Annotated in this window: 19 protein-coding genes and 1 tRNA gene; 6 read left to right on the top strand and 14 right to left on the bottom strand. The window is 64.6% G+C overall.

The genetic code is table 11. The features are described from left to right. Positions 1 to 427: 427 nt before the first annotated feature. The 4 genes from AC5RWT_RS17635 to AC5RWT_RS17620 form a co-directional block, all read right to left on the bottom strand. Positions 428 to 973, bottom strand: a complete 546-nt coding sequence (locus tag AC5RWT_RS17635; protein WP_494081281.1) for a dihydrofolate reductase family protein — start codon at positions 971 to 973, stop codon at positions 428 to 430. A 26-nt stretch (positions 974 to 999) separates the two neighbouring features. Beyond that, entirely contained in the window at positions 1,000 to 1,224 is a 225-nt protein-coding gene (locus tag AC5RWT_RS17630) for a hypothetical protein (RefSeq protein ID WP_494081280.1), read from the bottom strand. Continuing rightward, entirely contained in the window at positions 1,221 to 2,486 is a 1,266-nt protein-coding gene (locus AC5RWT_RS17625; RefSeq protein WP_494081279.1) for an inorganic phosphate transporter, read from the bottom strand. The genes AC5RWT_RS17630 and AC5RWT_RS17625 overlap by 4 nt, the downstream gene beginning before the upstream one ends. Positions 2,487 to 2,803: 317 nt before the next feature. Beyond that, a complete protein-coding gene (locus AC5RWT_RS17620) occupies positions 2,804 to 2,959 on the bottom strand; it encodes a zinc transporter permease (RefSeq protein ID WP_494043913.1) in 156 nt (51 codons plus the stop codon). Between the two features lie 363 nt (positions 2,960 to 3,322). Between AC5RWT_RS17620 and AC5RWT_RS17615 the strand changes: the two genes are divergently transcribed. Together AC5RWT_RS17615 and AC5RWT_RS17610 are read left to right on the top strand one after the other, a co-directional pair. Further along, complete coding sequence (locus tag AC5RWT_RS17615) at positions 3,323 to 3,670, top strand: UBP-type zinc finger domain-containing protein (RefSeq protein ID WP_494081278.1); 348 nt, start codon at positions 3,323 to 3,325, stop codon at positions 3,668 to 3,670. Positions 3,671 to 3,736: 66 nt separating this feature from the next. Then, complete coding sequence (locus AC5RWT_RS17610) at positions 3,737 to 4,357, top strand: L-threonylcarbamoyladenylate synthase (RefSeq protein ID WP_494081277.1); 621 nt, start codon at positions 3,737 to 3,739, stop codon at positions 4,355 to 4,357. A gap of 4 nt (positions 4,358 to 4,361) precedes the next feature. On the opposite strand, the gene ligD is transcribed toward AC5RWT_RS17610, so the two are convergent. Next, the gene (gene ligD, locus AC5RWT_RS17605; protein WP_494081276.1) at positions 4,362 to 5,384 is read right to left on the bottom strand and encodes a non-homologous end-joining DNA ligase; all 1,023 of its coding nucleotides are present in this window, start codon (positions 5,382 to 5,384) and stop codon (positions 4,362 to 4,364) included. A gap of 51 nt (positions 5,385 to 5,435) precedes the next feature. Between ligD and AC5RWT_RS17600 the strand changes: the two genes are divergently transcribed. Continuing rightward, entirely contained in the window at positions 5,436 to 6,101 is a 666-nt protein-coding gene (locus AC5RWT_RS17600) for an alpha/beta hydrolase family protein (RefSeq protein WP_494081275.1), read from the top strand. Positions 6,102 to 6,141: 40 nt separating this feature from the next. Here the strand turns inward: AC5RWT_RS17600 and AC5RWT_RS17595 are convergent, their stop codons facing one another. Then, positions 6,142 to 6,582, bottom strand: coding sequence for a YybH family protein (locus AC5RWT_RS17595; protein WP_494081274.1), 441 nt, complete (start codon positions 6,580 to 6,582; stop codon positions 6,142 to 6,144). Positions 6,583 to 6,879: 297 nt separating this feature from the next. On the opposite strand from AC5RWT_RS17595, the gene AC5RWT_RS17590 reads away from it, so the two are divergent. Then, on the top strand, positions 6,880 to 7,332 hold the full coding sequence (locus AC5RWT_RS17590) for an SRPBCC family protein (RefSeq protein ID WP_494081273.1): 453 nt from the start codon (positions 6,880 to 6,882) through the stop codon (positions 7,330 to 7,332). 17 nt (positions 7,333 to 7,349) lie between these two features. Here AC5RWT_RS17590 and AC5RWT_RS17585 read toward each other — a convergent pair whose 3' ends face one another. The 6 genes from AC5RWT_RS17585 to AC5RWT_RS17560 form a co-directional block, all read right to left on the bottom strand. Then, positions 7,350 to 9,527 (bottom strand): elongation factor G-like protein EF-G2, encoded by a 2,178-nt coding sequence (locus AC5RWT_RS17585; RefSeq protein ID WP_494081272.1) that lies wholly within the window; start codon positions 9,525 to 9,527, stop codon positions 7,350 to 7,352. Positions 9,528 to 9,685: 158 nt separating this feature from the next. After that, complete coding sequence (acs, locus tag AC5RWT_RS17580) at positions 9,686 to 11,665, bottom strand: acetate--CoA ligase (RefSeq protein WP_494081271.1); 1,980 nt, start codon at positions 11,663 to 11,665, stop codon at positions 9,686 to 9,688. A gap of 6 nt (positions 11,666 to 11,671) precedes the next feature. Continuing rightward, on the bottom strand, positions 11,672 to 12,346 hold the full coding sequence (locus AC5RWT_RS17575) for an acetate uptake transporter (RefSeq protein ID WP_494081270.1): 675 nt from the start codon (positions 12,344 to 12,346) through the stop codon (positions 11,672 to 11,674). 190 nt (positions 12,347 to 12,536) lie between these two features. Next, entirely contained in the window at positions 12,537 to 13,001 is a 465-nt protein-coding gene (locus AC5RWT_RS17570; protein WP_494081269.1) for a DUF8821 family protein, read from the bottom strand. A 279-nt stretch (positions 13,002 to 13,280) separates the two neighbouring features. Next, complete coding sequence (locus AC5RWT_RS17565; RefSeq protein WP_494081268.1) at positions 13,281 to 13,721, bottom strand: hypothetical protein; 441 nt, start codon at positions 13,719 to 13,721, stop codon at positions 13,281 to 13,283. Between the two features lie 69 nt (positions 13,722 to 13,790). Continuing rightward, positions 13,791 to 14,225: a hypothetical protein gene (locus AC5RWT_RS17560; protein ID WP_494081267.1), complete on the bottom strand. Its 435-nt coding sequence runs from the start codon at positions 14,223 to 14,225 to the stop codon at positions 13,791 to 13,793. A 238-nt stretch (positions 14,226 to 14,463) separates the two neighbouring features. Between AC5RWT_RS17560 and AC5RWT_RS17555 the strand changes: the two genes are divergently transcribed. Next, positions 14,464 to 15,144, top strand: coding sequence for a haloacid dehalogenase type II (locus AC5RWT_RS17555; protein ID WP_494043927.1), 681 nt, complete (start codon positions 14,464 to 14,466; stop codon positions 15,142 to 15,144). 146 nt (positions 15,145 to 15,290) lie between these two features. On the opposite strand, the gene AC5RWT_RS17550 is transcribed toward AC5RWT_RS17555, so the two are convergent. Beyond that, a tRNA-Leu gene (locus AC5RWT_RS17550) sits at positions 15,291 to 15,371 on the bottom strand. A gap of 141 nt (positions 15,372 to 15,512) precedes the next feature. Between AC5RWT_RS17550 and AC5RWT_RS17545 the strand changes: the two genes are divergently transcribed. Further along, the gene (locus AC5RWT_RS17545; RefSeq protein WP_364650009.1) at positions 15,513 to 16,106 is read left to right on the top strand and encodes an ANTAR domain-containing response regulator; all 594 of its coding nucleotides are present in this window, start codon (positions 15,513 to 15,515) and stop codon (positions 16,104 to 16,106) included. Between the two features lie 112 nt (positions 16,107 to 16,218). Here the strand turns inward: AC5RWT_RS17545 and pyk are convergent, their stop codons facing one another. Further along, the gene (gene pyk / locus AC5RWT_RS17540; protein WP_494081266.1) at positions 16,219 to 17,703 is read right to left on the bottom strand and encodes a pyruvate kinase; all 1,485 of its coding nucleotides are present in this window, start codon (positions 17,701 to 17,703) and stop codon (positions 16,219 to 16,221) included. Positions 17,704 to 17,714: the final 11 nt, after the last annotated feature.

The raw sequence follows: 17,714 nt of genomic DNA, 5'->3' as shown, positions 1-17,714 counted from the left end.
CGGAGGACTGCTCCGCGGCAGCCAAAGCTGCGGCGGGAGGTTCAGCTGGTGCCGGATCAAACATGAGTGCGTCTCAATCTTCAGCATGCCCACAGGGCACGGCATCGACTACGAACGGTCGCGGAACAAAGCCCGCAGACGCCATCAGGAAACCCAACCTGATGGCCAACGATTGGTGCTGAACTGCTACTGAAAACAGCCTATAAGCCGGGTCGGACAGTTTCGGATCCTTGCGAACTGCAGTGAAAAGAGGCTGGAGTGCGGTGCCAGCCGGGATCCATGCGCAGGCTTGGCGATGTACCGGCACTACCTGTTTCGCTCTCGGGAAAAGACCGGCAAACATCATCGGCATAGGTGCGCCCGTTGGAGAAACATCGCACGTGGGCAGCGGACTATTTAAGGATTCACCCGAGCATCCCAGCGCAGCTCAACTGCTGGCGGGCGTGAGGTCGTAGTGCAGCTCTACCAGATCGCCCAAGAGGCGAGTGGCACGGAGCCGAGCCGGCGCCGTCGTGCCTAAGACCGGTAATAGCGGCTGACCGCCGCCCAGCGCGACCGGGACCAGAGTGAGAATCAGTTCATCCAAGAGTCCGGCGGAAGCGTATTGCGCAGCGAGCTGGCCGCCGCCCATCAGCCACACGTCCCTCTCCCCCGCGTCGGCGCAGATGCTCTCATGAAAAATGTCGACGCTGCCGCGCACAAACGTGATGTCTGCCCCCGGGATGCCTGGCAGTTCATGGTGCGTGAAAACCCACGTGGGAGTTGAGCCGTAGGCCCAGACATCCGGCTGTTCCAACAGGAATTTGTACGTCTCGGAGCCCATCACGATCGCGCCGATGCGCTGCAAGAACGTTTCGATGCTGTCTTGGACGCCGGCCGCGTCGTTGAATTGCATCAGCCAGTCAAGCTTGTTCCTGCGGTCGGCAATATACCCGTCCACCGAGCTGCCGACATAGTAGATAGTCCGGGCCATGGGCCCATGCTAGCCAGCGGGAAGGACTAGTGAAAGGCGGGCACGATCAGGTAGATGCCGTAGCCCACGGCCACGGCAGCCACCGCGAAGCTCAGGTAGGCCAGTCCGCGGTAAGCGGAGCGGCGCGACTCGGGCGCGTCGGAAGCCACGGCCAACAGGCGAACGCCGAGGCCGTAGGACCCGACGACGAGCAGTGCCGAAACGAGGGTCGCGACGGCGACAATCAGAAATGCCAGCCAGTCGATGGTCATCGTGCCGCCCCTTCATCGGTGCCGTCTTGATTGTTTGTGGTCCGCGTGCTGGCGGCCGACAACGCAGCCTGCTGTTTGGCCCGTTTCTTGGCGGTGGCCTTGCGCTTCTTCTTGCGCTTGATCCTGACGATTTCACCGGCCTGGTCCACGTCGCTGATGGCGTTGTCATGACCAATCTGGTTGCGCTTGGAGATGATGTACATCAGGCCGATCACCGCCGCACCGGCAACGGCATCGATCACGACGCCAACCATCCCCAGGTGCGCGATGAACGCGGCCAGGGCACCGATGCCGCCGGCCGCCGGCAAAGTCAACAGCCAGCCGATGCCGATGCGCCGGGCGGTGTCCCAGCGGACCTTCGCTCCCTTGCGGCCCAGCCCGGACCCGATCACCGAACCGGAGGCCACCTGGGTGGTCGACAGCGCGAAGCCCAGATGGGAGGAGGCCAGAATGGCCGACGCCGTGGAGGACTCCGCGGCGAAGCCTTGGGCGGGCTTGACCTCGGTCAGGCCGGACCCCATGGTGCGGATGATCCGCCACCCGCCGGAGTAGGTGCCGATGGCGATGGCCAGGGCACAGGACAAGATGACCCAGAATTCCGGGCCGGTGCCGGCCGCCTGGAAACCGCCCGCGATCAGCACCAGGGTGATGACGCCCATGGTCTTCTGCGCGTCGTTGGTTCCGTGCGCCAGGGCCACCAGCGAGGAGGAGAAGATCTGGCCGTAGCGGAAACCGCCGCGTTTGGGGCTGGCGGCACTCTCGTCCCGTTTGGTGATCCAGTAGGCCAGTTTGGTCGCCAGGTACGCCACCGTTCCGGCAATCAAGGGGGCCAGAATGGCCGGCAGCAGCACCTTGGACACAACCACGCCGTAGTCCACCGCTTGGAAGCCGGCGCCCACGATTGCGGCACCGATCAGCCCGCCGAAGAGGGCATGCGAGGAACTGGACGGCAGGCCCAGCAGCCACGTGACGATGTTCCACACAATCGCACCGATCAACCCGGCAAAGATCATCAGCGGCGTGATCTGAATGCCGCCCTCGCCCTCGCGGATGAGTCCGCCTGAGACGGTCTTGGCCACTTCCGTGGACAGGAACGCTCCCACCAGGTTCAACACGGCGGCCAGCGCCACGGCAGTCTTAGGTTTGATCGCCCCGGTGGCAATCGGCGTAGCCATCGCGTTCGCCGTGTCGTGGAAGCCGTTGGTGAAATCAAAGAACAGCGCCAGCACGACGACGAGCGCGACTATGAAGGTGAGGTCCACCTAGTTACCCAATCTTGTTGGAAGAATTCATCGAGAGTTCACCGGGCCGGGGTTGTGAAAGCAACCTTTCGGCAAACCGCCTTCCGATTGTAGAGCGCAGCCGGGTCCACGCAAACCGGACCGGCCGGCCGCGAACACGCCCACGGTAAAGCTGGCTCAAGCGCCGCGGTGAAACGGCGCCTGCCCGCCTCGGTGCGACGCAGTACAACCAGGGTTCCTGGCCTGCCGGACCCGGCACGATGCCTGTCTCCAGTCGTGCTTCACGGCCTTAAACAGTGAAGGGGCACTGCCGCGCAGTGCCCCTTTCGAATGTTCGCCTAGTGCTCGTCGTAATGGTCTTCGTGTTCGGCATGCTTGTGTCCGTCATGGACGTAGTCCACGTGGTCCCCGTGCTGCACGGACTCATGGCCGCAGTTCTCACCGTGCTGATGTTCGGCGACGGTGTGCTCGGCCCGGTTCTCAGTCTCGGCCATCGCACATTCCTTTCTCTAGTCGAGCCGCCGGGGCTCTGACGGGACAAGCAAACCATGCGTTTAAGCACTTTTTCAATGGGTTCATGCGGCGGGTTAGCGTTAGTCGACCCTGCGCTCAGCATGCCGGGCACTCGGAGCATTTTCCTTCGAGTTCAGGGCGGTGGACGACCTGATCAAAACTGTCTTCATGGTTCAAGCTGAGCGCCATCGCCGTGACGGACGAAGATGGAATCCCCGCCGGCCGGTTCCCACCGGCGGGAAGCTTCACAACGGTCTGGGGGGCCTTAACACCGATCACCCACTCCTCTATCATGCGAAGGACTCGCCCTCACCGGTGGACTCTCGCGAAAAGGAAGCAATCAGATGGACTATCCGCCAGGGATTGATCCTTCCGCGGTGCCGAGCGGCACTGGCTGCGCCGACTGTGAGGCGCAGGGCGGGTGGTGGTTTCATCTGCGCCGTTGCGCGCAGTGTGGGCATATAGGCTGCTGTGACTCCTCGCCCTCGCAGCATGCCAGCGCGCATGCTGCCGCCACCGGCCACCCATTTGTCCGTTCCTTTGAACCGGGCGAGGAGTGGTTTTGGAACTATGCCACCGGGCAATACTACGAAGGGCCCGTGCTGGCTCCGCCCGAGCACCACCCGCTCAGCCAGCCCGTCCCGGGTCCGGCAGGGCGTGTGCCTGCCGGCTGGGAGCGCCGCCTGCACTGACACCAGACGCTCTGCTCCCGGATCAACTCGTGGATCAACCAGCGCCCGGGGTCGTAAGCTCAGGGAATGGCCAGATACTTCGACGTCCACCCCCAGAATCCGCAGCCTCGGTCGATAGGCCAGATTGTGGATCTTGTCCGGTCCGACGCTTTGATCGTGTATCCGACCGACTCCTGTTATGCGTTCGGTGCACAACTGGGCAACCTGGATGCCCTGGACCGGATCCGGACCATCCGCCAGCTGGACGGCAAGCACCACTTCACCCTGGTGTGCAAGGACTTTGCCCAGCTGGGCCAGTTGGTGCACATCGACAACAGGGTCTTCCGCAGCATCAAGGCGGCCACGCCGGGCAGCTACACCTTCATTCTGCCGGCCACCAAGGAAGTCCCCCGCCGGTTGCTGCACCCGAAGAAAAAGACGGTCGGAGTCCGCATTCCCTCCAACAACGTCGTTCAGGCGATCCTGACGGAGCTGGGCGAGCCGCTGCTCTCCAGCACGCTGCTGTTGCCGGGCGAGGACGAACCGATGACCCAAGGCTGGGAGATCAAGGAGCGGCTGGAGCACGTGGTGGACGCGGTGGTGGACGCCGGCGACTGCGGCTCCGAACCGTCCACCGTCGTCGACTTCTCCAGCGGCACCGCCGAGGTAGTCCGCCTCGGCGCCGGCGACCCGTCCCGGTTCGAGTAGGCGGTCAGTCCTTCTTGCGCGCCCTGCTGGGTTGCACCCGCGGCGGCTCGCCCGGCATCTTCGGATAGTCCGGCGGGAACGGCATCTCCCCCAGCCCGGCCGCGAGGTCGCGTTCCCACCATTCCAGCAGGACGTCGATCTTGCCCGGGTTGTCGTGCATCTTCGCCCAGGGGTCGCCGGTTGACTTCAAGCGGTCCGGCACCGTGGCAATGGTGAAGTTCTTCGGGTCCGCAGTCTCCAGTTCGTCCCAGCCGATCGGGCAAGAAACCGAGGCATGCGGCAGCGCCCGCGGGCTGTAGGCACCGGCCATGGTCCGGTCGCGGTTGGCCTGGTTGAAGTCCACGAAGACCCGTTCCCCGCGCTCCTCCTTCCACCAGGAAGTCGTCACCTGCTTCGGCATCCGCCGCTCAATCTCCCGCGCGGCCGCAATGACAGCGTGGCGCACATCCAGGAATTCGTGCGTGGGTTCTATCGGGGCGAACATATGCAGCCCACGGTTTCCGGACGTCTTGATGAACGCCTCAAGCCCTGCCTCGGCCAGCACCGACTTCAGCTCGATCGCCACCGGGATCGCATCGTCGAAGGACGTCCCCGGCTGGGGATCGAGGTCGATGCGCAGCTGGTCGGGGTTGTCGGAGTTCTCGGCCCGGGAAGGCCACGGGTGGAACACCACGGTGTTCATCTGGACCGCCCAGACGGCTGCGGCGGGCTCATCGAGCACCAGCTGCGGGTGCGAACGGGCGCTCGGGTAAACCACCATCACCGAACGGACAAAGTCCGGAGCACCCTTGGGCGGATTCTTGGAGAAGAACTGCTCGCCGTCGATCCCGTCGGAGAACCGTTGCAGGGACACCGGACGATCCCCGTTGGCGCGGATGAATGCCTCCCCCACCTCCGCGATGTAGCGCGCCAGATCCAGTTTGGTGATGCCGAGCTCGGGCCACATCACCCGGTTCGGGCTGGAGATGCGTACCTCACGCTCACCGTGCGGTCCCTCGACCGTCAGCGTTGTTTGTTCGCTGGCCATGGGAACACCTAAACATACACACGCGGCTTCTGGCGAGGGCATCATGGGAGCATGCAAGCCAACGAGTCACATGTGTCCATCGACGCCGGCCCGAGCACCGTCTCCGGCGTCTATGCCCGGCCGGCTGCCGCGGTGGCCACGGTGGTGGTGGCCCACGGCGCCGGTGCCGGCATGGACCACCCATTCCTGGCGGGCTTCACCCGTGCATTGAATGACGACGGCGTTGCCACCTTGCGCTTCAACTTCCCCTACCGGGAGGCCGGCAAGCGGTTCCCCGACCGCCCGCCGGCCGCCATCGAGGCCTGGCGCGCGGCCATGCAGGAAGCTGCCGCGCGTTCCGACGGCGAGCCGCTGTGGGCGGCCGGGAAGTCCTTCGGCGGCCGGATGGCGTCCATGGCCGTGGCCGAGGGCATGCCCGCCGCCGGCCTGGTGTACCTGGGCTATCCGCTGCACCCGCCCGGGAAGCCGGAGAAGCTCCGCGACGAACACCTGTACGGCCTCACGCTGCCGATGCTCTTCCTGCAGGGCACCCGCGACACCTTCGCCACCCGCGAACTGCTCGAATCCGTCGTCGAGCGGATCGGGCCGAACGCCGTCCTGGACTGGCAGGAAGGCGGCGACCACTCCTTCAGCGTGAAGGGCCTCAAACGTTCGGCGGACGACGTCGGTGCCTCCTTGGCAGCGCGCGTGACGGAGTTCCTTCGCTCCCACGGCTGACGTTCAACGGCACCGCGCCGTCGTCAACGCACGGTCTGGGCTAGGGCTGATCGGTATCGACTATCGTGTCGATGGTCCGCGGGGAAGTGATTGGATCCGCTTGGCGGTGGGCAACCTTCCACTGGCCGTTCTCCATCCGGAATACCGTGGTGACCCGCAGCGACACCGGGAGTAGCTCATCGGAGCCGCCGACCTTCGCGCGGGTCCGCTCGATTTCCACCATGTAGGCCAGGTCTGTCCCGGCGTACGCGGACACCCGCTCGAACCGGGTGGGCTCGCCCTCCCTGAGCAAGGAAGCCGCCCGCTCCATGACCTTCTCAATCTGTTCCCTGCCCCGCGCAGGCGGCCCAAGCGGATTGGCGAGCGTCACGTCATCCTGCCTCGAAAACAGTTCCTTCTGAAGCGCAGGATCCCCCCGGACGAAGGCATCCAAGGCGTGATGGTAGCGATCGACGATGGGATCAAGACCGGACCAAGACATGGTTCCTCCTGCTGCCGCCTCCGGCCCAAAGCCGTCGGCGCTGGTGGGCCGTTGACACAGCCATGGTCCCACCTGCCACGCGGGGACGTCCATCACACAGGCGCGGATGCGACCCTCGACGATGAGGCGCCTTGATGCCAGCGACGGGACGCCGATCCGGATGGTTCGCCGAATACTCTGCGAGCGCCCGGCCGGTGCAGGTCTCCTAGCCGGGGCCTCGTCCCGGCACTACGCTGGGCAGGCAGAGGGCGCGATGCCGTGGTCCCCTCGCACAGCGTTTCCCTGAAGAAGGATCCAATGACCGAGCGAAGCAGCGGACACACACTGGAATTGGAAACCATGCTGGAAGCACCCTGCGAGCGGGTCTTCCGCATGCTGACGGAACCGGCCGAGCTGGCGAAATGGTGGGGCCCCGAAGGCTTCACCACGACCGAGGCCACGCTCGACCCACGACCAGGCGGCAGCTACCGCCTGACCATGAAGCCGCCTGACGGCGAGCCGTTCCACCTCGCCGGTGAGTTCCTCGAGGTCGAGCCTCCGCACCGCCTCGTCTACACGTTCCGGTGGGAGGAACCCACGCCCGACGACCGAGAAACCATCGTCACGCTTTCCCTCGACCCCCAGGGCGGCCACACATGGATCACACTCACCCAGGGCGAATTCGCAACCGAAGAACGGATCGCCCTGCATCGGGCCGGCTGGACGGACGCCCTCGGGAAGCTCGCACAGGTGGTCCGCGCCGGCACGTAACCCCTATCTGCAGCGCCCTACCGTTGCGCCTTCTCGCCCGCGACGTTGGACGGCACGGGGTCGTGGCGCAGGTAGGCGCGCCGGAAGCGTCCGGTGCCTCCGGTCAGAGCCCGAAGCTCGATGGCGTAGCGCAGCAATTCCTGTTCGGGAACCTCGGCGCTGATTTCGGTGCCCTCCCCATCCGCTGAGTCCGACCCGGTGAGCTTGCCGCGCCGGGCGGACAAATCACTCATGACCGTTCCCACATAGTCGTCGGGTACCGTGATGGTCACGGCCGAGACCGGCTCAAGCAACTGGATGCGGGCCGCCGCGGCGGCTTCGCGCAGGGCCAGGGCACCGGCAGATTGGAAGGCAGCGTCGGAGGAGTCGACGCTGTGGGTCTTGCCACCCACCAGCGTCACCCGGATGTCCACGACGGGGAATCCGGCGGAGACGCCCTTTTCCATCTGCGACCGCACACCTTTTTCGACGGCGGCGACGTACTGGCCGGGGATCACGCCCCCGACGATCTTGTCCACGAATTCGAACCCGGCACCCTGCCGGAGCGGTTCAACCTGGATGTCGCAGATGGCGAACTGGCCGTGCCCGCCGGATTGCTTGACGTAGCGTCCGTGCCCGGGAGCCGCCGCCGCGAACGTTTCCCGCAGCGGCGTGACCACGTCCACTGTCTGCACATTCACGCCCTGCCCGCGCAGCCGGTCGAGCACCACCTCGGCGTGGGACTCGCCCATGCACCACAGGATGAGCTGGTGCGTCTCCGGATTGCGTTCCACCCGCAGCGTGGGATCACCGGCGGCCACCTTGGCCAGGCTCTTGGCCAACGCGGCTTCATCGTTGCGTGTCGCAGCCTCGACTGCGACGGGCAACAGCGGCTCCGGCATCTCCCACGGTTGGATCAGCATCGGGTGCTCCTTCCCCGACACGGTGTCGCCGGTCTCGGCGGTGCCGATCTTCGTCAACGCGCAAATGTCGCCGGCGATGCAACAGGACACCGACCGTAAGGTCGCCCCGACTGGGGCGTGCAGATGAGTGACCCTTTCATCACTGTCGTGGTCGGCATGGCCCCGGTCGGCGAGCCCGTGCCCGGAGACGTGGATGGCCGAATCCTCCCGCAGGGTTCCGGAGAACACCCGCACCAGGGATACCCGGCCCAGGAATGGATCCGTGCTGGTGCGGACGATTTCGCCGGCGAGCGGGCCGTCCGGATCACAGCGAAGCGGGATGCTTGGCGAGCCGTAAAGGCCCCTGACCTGCGGCGCGGGACGCTCGAGCGGGGACGGGAAGGCCCGCGGGAGCATGTCCAGCAACTCTGCAACGCCGAGTCCCGTTTCCGACGAGGTGGCCAGCACCGGGTAGAACGAGCCTCGGGCGATGGCGGTCTCCAGATCGGACAAGAGAACATCAAGCCCAATGTCCTCGCCGCCGAGGTATCGGTCCATCAGGGACTCGTCTTCGCTCTCCGCGATGATGCCTTCGATCAGGGCGCTGCGGGCCTCCTCGGCAGCTGCCAACTCCCCTGCATCCGCGGGGCGGAAGACCGGTTGACGTTCCCCTTCGTGGTACTCCGACACGGTGCCCGAAAGCAGCCCATGCAACCCGACGACCTCGGCCCCGCTCCGCACCGGCAGGTACAGCGGTTGCACCGACTCGCCGAATGCGCGGCGGCTGTCGGCGAGCGCCGCCTCGAAGTTGGCGCGCGGGTGGTCCAGTCGGCTGATCGTTACCGCCCTCGGCATCCCGACGGCGGAGCATTCATCCCACAGCGCGACGGTCGCCGCATCGATGCGATCGACCGCGGACACCACGAACAGTGCCGCGTCAGCCGCGCGCAGGCCGGCCCGCAGTTCCCCCGTGAAGTCCGAATACCCCGGGGTGTCGAGGAGGTTGATCTTGACGTCGTCGTGCATAAAAGGGAGGACGGATAGCACCACAGAGCGCTGCTGGTGGATCTCTGAAGGATCCGAATCGCTGACGGTGGTGCCCTCCAGAGAGGAACCCATCCGGTTGATGGCGCCCGTCGCGACGAGCATGGCCTCGGCGAGCATCGTCTTCCCGGCCCCGGAGTGGCCTACCAACACCACGTTGCGGATTTGCTCGGGCCGGGAGACCGTTGCCGCGGCGGAACCCTCCGACCGCCGCGGATCGGCGCTCCGCCCCGATCCCTTTGCCAAGCCGTTGGCGGATTTCCCCGACATGAGCGCCTCCTGGCGTCGTAGGCATCCTCGTCCCTGCACACTCGCTTGCTGTTAACAGATTCGACACCAAGAAGGGGTTCAGCGGCAAGGGTTGGACCGCATCGCTGTGCAAAACACTATGGCGCCGGGCGCCGGCTTCAGGCTTACGTGGCCGCCTGCTAGTGCAGCCCACCGGCGCCGCCTGGCATGCCGGCCTTGATCAGCTCCATGACAGACGAGTCCGCCAAGGTGGTGACATCCCCGATCGGCCTGTCCTGCGCCACGTCTTTGAGGAGCCGGCGCATGATCTTGCCGGAACGGGTTTTGGGCAGCTCGGCTACCACCATGATCTGCCGGGGCCGGGCGATCTTGCCGATCTCCTTGGCCACATGTTCCCGCAGCTCCTGCACGACCTCAGGTCCGCCGTCGCCCGCCTCGCTGCGCAGGATGACGAAAGCGACGATGGCCTGCCCGGTGGTCTCGTCCTGGGCGCCGACAACCGCGGCTTCGGCGACTTTTGGATGGGCGACGAGCGCCGATTCAATTTCCGTCGTGGAAAGCCGGTGTCCTGCCACGTTCATGACGTCGTCCACTCGGCCGAGAAGCCAGATATCGCCGTCCTCGTCCTTTTTTGCGCCGTCGCCGGCAAAGTATAGCCCCGGGAACCGCGACCAGTAGGTCTCCACGTACCGGTCATTGTCGCCCCAGATGGTGCGCAACATGGACGGCCAGGGTTCCTTCAGTACCAGGTAGCCGCCGGAGCCGTTGCCCACCGGCGTGCCCTCGTCGTTGACCACATCGGCGACCACCCCGGGCAGTGCCTTCATGGCGGCGCCGGGTTTACCGGCCGTCACCCCGGGGAGCGGACTGATCATGATGGCCCCGGTCTCGGTCTGCCACCACGTGTCCACCACGGGCGTCTGGTTGTGCCCGATGTTCTCCCGGTACCAGATGTAGGCAGCCGGGTTGATAGGTTCGCCGACTGTGCCGATCACGCGCAGGCTGTTGAGGCTGTACTTGGCGGGTATGTCGGCGCCCCACTTCATGAAGGTTCGGATGGCGGTCGGGGCGCAGTAGAGAATCGAGACCTTGTACTTGTCGATGATTTCCCACCAGCGGCCCTGGTGCGGGGTGTCCGGCGTGCCCTCGTACAGCACGGACGTAGCACCGTTGGCCAGGGGCCCGTAGACGATGTAGCTGTGCCCGGTAACCCAGCCAATGTCCGCGGCTGTCCAGAAGATGTCGGACTCCGCCTTGAGGTCGAACACTGCCCAGTGGGTGTAGGCGCACGCCGTGAGGTACCCGCCGGTGGTGTGCAGGATGCCTTTCGGCTTGCCGGTGGTGCCGGAGGTGTACATCACGTACAGGGGATGTTCGGCGTCGAAGGCCTCGGCACGGTGATCGGTGGAAGCCAGCTCCACCGATTCGTGCCACCAGATGTCGCGGCCGGATGTCCAGTCGATTTCCTGGCCGGTTCGCCGGACCACTAGGACGTTGCGCACGTCCGGGCAGTCCAGCAGGGCCTCGTCGACGGCGGACTTCAATCCGTTGGCCTTGCCGCGGCGGTAGGCGCCGTCGGAGGTGATGACAATGCGCGCGTCGCAGTCGTGGATCCGGGTCTTGAGTGCGTCGGAGGAGAACCCGCCGAACACCACGGTGTGCGGCGCTCCGATCCGCGCGCAGGCCAGCATCGCCACCACGGTCTCCGGGATCATGGGCATGTAAATGGCCACCCGGTCACCGGGCCTGACACCCAAACCGATCAGCGTGTTCGCTGCCTGGCAGACCATGTGGGTGAGCTGGGCATAGGTGATGATGCGGGTGTCCCCCGCTTCGCCCTCAAAGTAGTAGGCGACCTTGTCTCCGCGTCCGGCAGCTACATGTCGGTCCAGGCAGTTGTAGGCGGCGTTGAGTTTGCCGCCGACGAACCATTTGGCGAAGGGCTGGTTTGACCAGTCCAGAACCTCAGTCCAGGTTTGGGACCAGTCGAGCCGCCCTGCCTGCCGCGCCCAAAACGCCAACCGGTCGGCGTCGGCTTCGTCATATTCCGACGACGAGGCGTTGGCTTGGGCGCAGAAGCCGGCTTCCGGAGGAAAGCGCCGTTGTTCGTGTAACAGGTTCGCGAGGGTCTCATCCGATTCTGTCCGGTCTGCGGCCATGGTCTTTCACCGTCGACCCACCGGGAGCACGGCCCGTTTGAAGGTGGAGTTCGCCACCACCGCGCAGGAGCAGTACCAGGCGATGAGCGCCGTCACGATGCCCAGCCAGCCGCCCAGCGCAGTGAGCCCGGCTGCCCCGGAGAAGGCGCCAAGGAACAGTGCGATGAAGGTCAGGGTCAGGAAGACGAAAACGCCAAAGACGCCCATACTGACCCGCCATGCGGAGATGGTCATGTAGGCGGTGAAGATGGCCCAAGCCAGGAGGTACAGGCCGACGGCTTTGCCGGCCTCCGCCGGCGGCAGGCTGGCCGCGCTGAACTGGCTCAAGAACCAGAAGGACAGCCAGAAGGCTCCGTAGGAGCAAAAGGCTGTCGCGCCGAAGACGTTGCGATTGGCAAATTCCCAAATTCCCGCGGCAAACTGAGCCATACCGCCATAGAACAGTGCCAGTCCCAGGACTACGGGTTCGTCGGCCTTGGGGATCATGCCGGCATTGATGACACTGAGGACAAAGGTGGTCATTGCGAAAGCGCCCAGGCCTAGAGCGGCCGGATCGGCAAAGAGCGGGCCGGCGTTCGCCTGGGGTGCCCCAACATTGCCTTGCGCTGGTACGGGATTTTCAGCCCTGCGACCACTTCCAGTCGGGACGGTTCCCGCCGCGGAGCTTGATTCGATACTCATGGTTCGACTCCTTGGTCAGCACCAGCACTGGTGCTTGTATCAGGCTACACCTAAACATGCAAGCTCATAGTGGGCTTTGTTTGTGGTTCGCCTCACACGGGACAGTGATGCGGGTCACAAGCAGTGCCCCGGCTGACCAGGTCGTCGTCGCTGTCTCTGTCAGTTGCCAATGCCATCGACAGCGTGCGCGTCAGTATTCGCCCTTGATCACGAAGTAGGAACCGCGGATAATGCCCGCCAGCTTGGATTTCTGCCGGGCGAACTTGAAACGGGATGCCAGTTCCTCGGGAATCTCCATGCCTTCCGCCAGTTTGAATCCGACGGCTCGCTTCCCGCCCTCCTCGATGCTGTACATGACGTTGATGGACAGCCCCGACTCGTAGAACACATAATCCATCCGGAGACCTTCGACTTCGAAGCTTGTTGCTTCGAGGGCGCGGGAGCCGATGACGATGTCGCGCTCTTCCTTGAGGATGCGGCTGACCCGATCGATCACCTCCGGAACCTCGCTCGCGGAGCTAACGGTGAAGACGTGGTCGTACTTGTTGCTGTAGTACCGCGCCTCGTTGGCGCGTAATCCTGCCAGTGCCTCGGCGAACGGCGACGATTTCAGGCCCTCAGTAGAAACGTTCTTGAAGTCGACAACGTACGGCATGGCTCCCCTGATGAGATCTGTTGGACCAACGAGGGTCCTGCGGTTAATCCACGGTACAACGCCCCAAACCGTTGAGCCCCCAAAGAAACGAAGCCATCCGGCCACATCGACGGCGCCACGAAGAGAGTTCCCGGGTCAGTGAACCGGGCGGACGACGCAGCTGTTTTTGCGACGGCGGAGCCAGTGGACCAGGGCAAATGACGGCGAGGTGCTGGTTGGGATCGCCCGCGCCTTGTCCTGCCCCTCCTAGGCAGGCGAACACGCCTGGCTGATGCTCCGTTAGGGGGTTAGCTGAGCCCCATTCACGAGCAGGTTCGGATGCGGCTGCATCCACCCTTCGGCCCGTTCCTGGGTTGCGTTGTACCCATCGGGAATCAGCTTGGCACTGATTCCAGAGGATTGGAGCCCAAGGGGCCGCTCATACTGGAGTCGGCCACATCCGCCGGCTGATATGCCGGCATCAGGGTTATACATGATCACGCACATTCCGCTGGGTTCAGGGGTGTCCATCAAGGCTGCGTAGAACGCATAGCCTTCCAGATCCGCCAGCAACCGCACACTGTCCCCCACTACGCCCATGCCTTCTACGTGATCCTCCGGCAATTCGTCCTCTGGGCTGGCTGGGGCTATCAACGCGGTAACCCTGGGGACGGGATTGGTGCAGCTGGCCAGCGCCAGGAATACCGCGGAAGCAGCTGTGAGTTTGGCCAAAGTACGCATGTCCGGTCCTGTCGGTTGTGTGGCAGTGCCTGGCCCAATTTATGCAGCCGTCTCGCGGAGCGCTGAGCGCTAGGAGGCCGAGGACTCTGGTTCTCCGTAATGAACCAGCAGATTCTTCTTCAGCAATTGCCAGCCTTCATCCAGATCCTTGGTTGTGCCGTAGTCTTCGGAAATCAGCTTCGCTTCTACGACCGGGGCTTGCGGATTGAGTTGGAACGTCACGGATGGGATGGAACCGCCGCATCCAGCGGCCGTGGCCTCGTGGTGGATGAGTACGCACGAGCCGCCGTCTCCACCAATCCACTCTGCGGCATAAAATTTGTAGTCGCCGTCTTTGGCCAGCAGCTGCGGGTTGCCTACTCTGGCGCCCAGAGGGTGGGCCTGGTCGGTGGAGGCGGCCGCCGGTTCGGGAGCATCCTTCAGATCGGATCCACCAGAGTTGGCTGTGCTGCCGCAGCCGGCCAACGCCAGCAGTGCAGCAGCGGCAACTCCCAGCTTGAGCATTCCCCGCATTTTGTGCCCGCCTGTCCTCTAGCAACGTTTGACCCACGGTAACCGCGCTCTCTTGGCTATGGGAGGAATGGGACGTTGCGAAGCGGTAACTTCCGAGAGTCCTGACAGGGACGCTTTCCAGCGCTTTCGGGAAGCCTTCCCTCGGGATGATTCGAGGGCTCAAGCAAAATCCGTCCTGGGACCCGAGTAGGCTGGCCGGCAGCGGCAACCCGCGAGGAAGGACTTGCCCATGGGCACCACACCGTCGGTCATCGTTTTCGACGTCAATGAAACTCTCTCGGACATGTCCGCGCTGGCCGGACGCTTCACCGAAACCGGAGCGCCAGCCCATCTGGCCCAGCTCTGGTTCGCCGGCGTGCTCCGGGATGGCTTCGCCCTGGCAGCCAGCGGAGACAACGCTGGCTTTGCCGATATCGGTACTGTTTCCCTGCGCGAACTGCTCCGGCCGCAACCGCTGAACCGAGACCTGGACCAGGCCGTCGAACACGTCATGGGGGCGTTTGCCGCCCTGGCGGTGCACCGTGACGTCGTGGGAGGGATCCGCCAACTGAAGTCGGCTGGCTTCCGTCTGGTGACGCTCAGCAATGGTTCCCCGGAAGTGGCCGACGGTCTCTTGAGCGCCGCTGGAATCCGCGACGACTTCGAAGCCCTGCTCTCCGTCCAAGACGCTCCCGCATGGAAGCCGGCCAAAGCGGCGTACGACCATGCCGCGCGCAGCTGCGGCACGGTACCGTCCGCGATGCTGCTGGTGGCCGTCCACCCGTGGGACATCCACGGCGCCTCTCGGGCGGGGCTGAGGACGGGCTGGCTGAACCGGACCCAGGCCCGCTACCCCGCCTACTTTCGGGCACCCGACTACACAGTCGGCAGCCTGGAGGAACTGCCCGCCCTCCTGGCCCGCGGAACCTGAACGGCGGGCAGCTGGTGTGCCCCGGTTCACAGAACAGTTTCCGGCCGGCGCCTAGCCGCGGGCCGAGAACGAAAAAGGCCCCGCAAAGGGCCCACGTCATTCGTCCACTCACGGAGGCGAACAAGCGCCTACACAGTGAAAATATGTGCCCGAGGTGGGATTCGAACCCACACGAGTTTCCCCGCCGCATTTTGAGTGCGGTGCGTCTGCCGTTCCGCCACTCGGGCATGCACCGGTTGCAAAAGTCGGTGGTCCACACTGTGAAAACCGTCATGCTGCTTGGTGCGCGAATCTACTCTACATGCAGATAGGCTATTTCACGGAACCGACGCCATGGTGAATGGCAACGAAACAGTCTAGGAGCGCCAGTGCCTGAACAAACCGAGTCTGCCCCCGCTCGCCGCGTCGTCGTTGCGGAGGACGAGACACTGATCCGCTTGGATATTGTCGAGATCCTCCGCGGTGAGGGATACGACGTCGTTGCTGAAGCCGACAATGGCGAAAAGGCTGTCGAACTGGCCCAGGAACTGAAGCCGGACTTGGTCCTCATGGACGTGAAGATGCCGGTGATGGATGGGATCACGGCCGCGGAGCAGATCGTCAAGGCGCGTATAGCCCCGGTGGTGCTGCTGACCGCGTTCAGCCAGAAGGAATTGGTGGAGCGGGCCCGCGACGCCGGCGCGATGGCGTACGTGGTGAAGCCCTTCAGTCCGGCGGATCTGATTCCGGCCATCGAGATTGCGCTTTCCCGCCACGACGAGATCACGGCGCTGGAGTCCGAGGTCTCCGATCTGCAGGAGCAGTTCGAGACGCGGAAGCTGGTGGAGCGCGCCAAGAGCCTGCTGATCACCAAGATGGGCCTGACGGAGCCGGAGGCGTTCCGCTGGATCCAGAAAACGTCGATGGACCGTCGCCTGAGCATGCGCGAAGTCGCCGAGACCATTATCAACCAGGTGAACTAGCCGGGTCTCCACGCGGCCGGGTCTCCATGTGGCCGCGAGCGGCCTTGGTCGACCGCCGAGGTAAAAAGAACGGGCTCCGGAATGTTCCGGAGCCCGTTTCTCTATGTTGCGGTTAGGATAGCGGCCACGGCCCGACCTTTTCGGGGCGCGGGTGCGAGTGCCCGTTGAGCACTTCGCCGGCATCGGCAAGGTCTCCCACCCGGTGTACCTTGAGCGAGTTGGTGGAGCCGGCCTTACCGGGAGGCGAACCGGCGGCGATGACCACCAGGTCGTCGATCTCCACGAGGCCTCGTTCGTAGAGGATCCGGTCCACTTGGGCGGTCATTTGATCGGTGTGCTCCACGAATTCGACGACGAGCGGCTGGATGCCCCACGTCAGCGAGAGCACGTTCAGCGTGGATTGCAGCGGGGTGAAGGCGTAGACCGGCCGGCCCGGACGCAACCGGCTCAGCCGCCGCGCCGAGTCGCCGGACTGGGTGAAGGTACAGATGTACTTGGCATCCAACTGGTCGGCAATCTGCACGGCTGCCCGGGTGATGGCGCCGCCGCGCGTCTTCGGCTGGCTGCCCAGCGGCGGCACGCGGTCCAGGCCATGCTGCTCGGTGGACTCGATGATCCGCGCCATGGTCTGGACGGTTTCCAGCGGGTACTTGCCCACGCTGGTTTCCCCGGAGAGCATGACGGCGTCGGCCCCGTCGAGTACCGCGTTGGCGCAGTCCGAGGCTTCCGCCCGCGTGGGCCGGGGGTTGTCGATCATCGATTCGAGCACCTGGGTGGCAACAATCACCGGCTTGGCCCAGCGGCGGGCAAGTTCGATTGCACGCTTCTGCACCAGCGGCACGTCCTCCAGCGGCAGCTCCACGCCCAGGTCGCCGCGGGCCACCATGATGGCATCGAACGCGTCGATGATCTCCTCGATCGCATCCACCGCCTGCGGCTTCTCGATCTTGGCGATCACCGGAACCCGCCGGCCCTCTTCGTCCATGATCTCGTGGACCCGCTGGACGTCGGCGGCGTTACGCACAAAGGACAAGGCCACCATGTCGACGCCGGTCTTGAGGGACCAGCGCAGATCATCCTCGTCCTTCTCACTCAAGGCCGGGACGTTGACGGCCACGCCGGGCAGGTTGATGCCCTTGTTGTTGGACACCACGCCCGCCACGGTCACCTCGGTGACCACCTTGACGTCGTCCACTTCAATCGCCTTCAGGGCGACCTTGCCGTCGTCGATCAGCAAGGAGTCCCCCACCTTGACGTCGCCGGGCAAGCCCTTGTGCGTCGTCGAGCAGATTTCGGGGGTTCCTTCCACGTCCTCGGTGGTGATGGTGAACCGGTCCCCCACCGCCAGGTGGTGGGGACCGTCCACGAACCTGCCCAGCCGGATCTTGGGGCCTTGCAGGTCCGCGAAGATCCCCACCGGCCTGCCCAGCTCGGCGGATGCCTTGCGGACGTTGTCGTAGGTCTGCTGATGCACGCCGTAGTCGCCGTGGCTCATGTTCATCCGGGCCACGTCCACCCCGGCCTTCAGGACGGCCAGGGTGCTCTCATAGCTGGCGATGGCAGGGCCGAAGGTTGCAACGATTTTTGCGCGTCTCATATCCCTACCCT

The organism is Arthrobacter sp. Dra40 (assembly GCF_059091905.1).
This window is presented reverse-complemented; position numbering and strand designations above follow the sequence as displayed.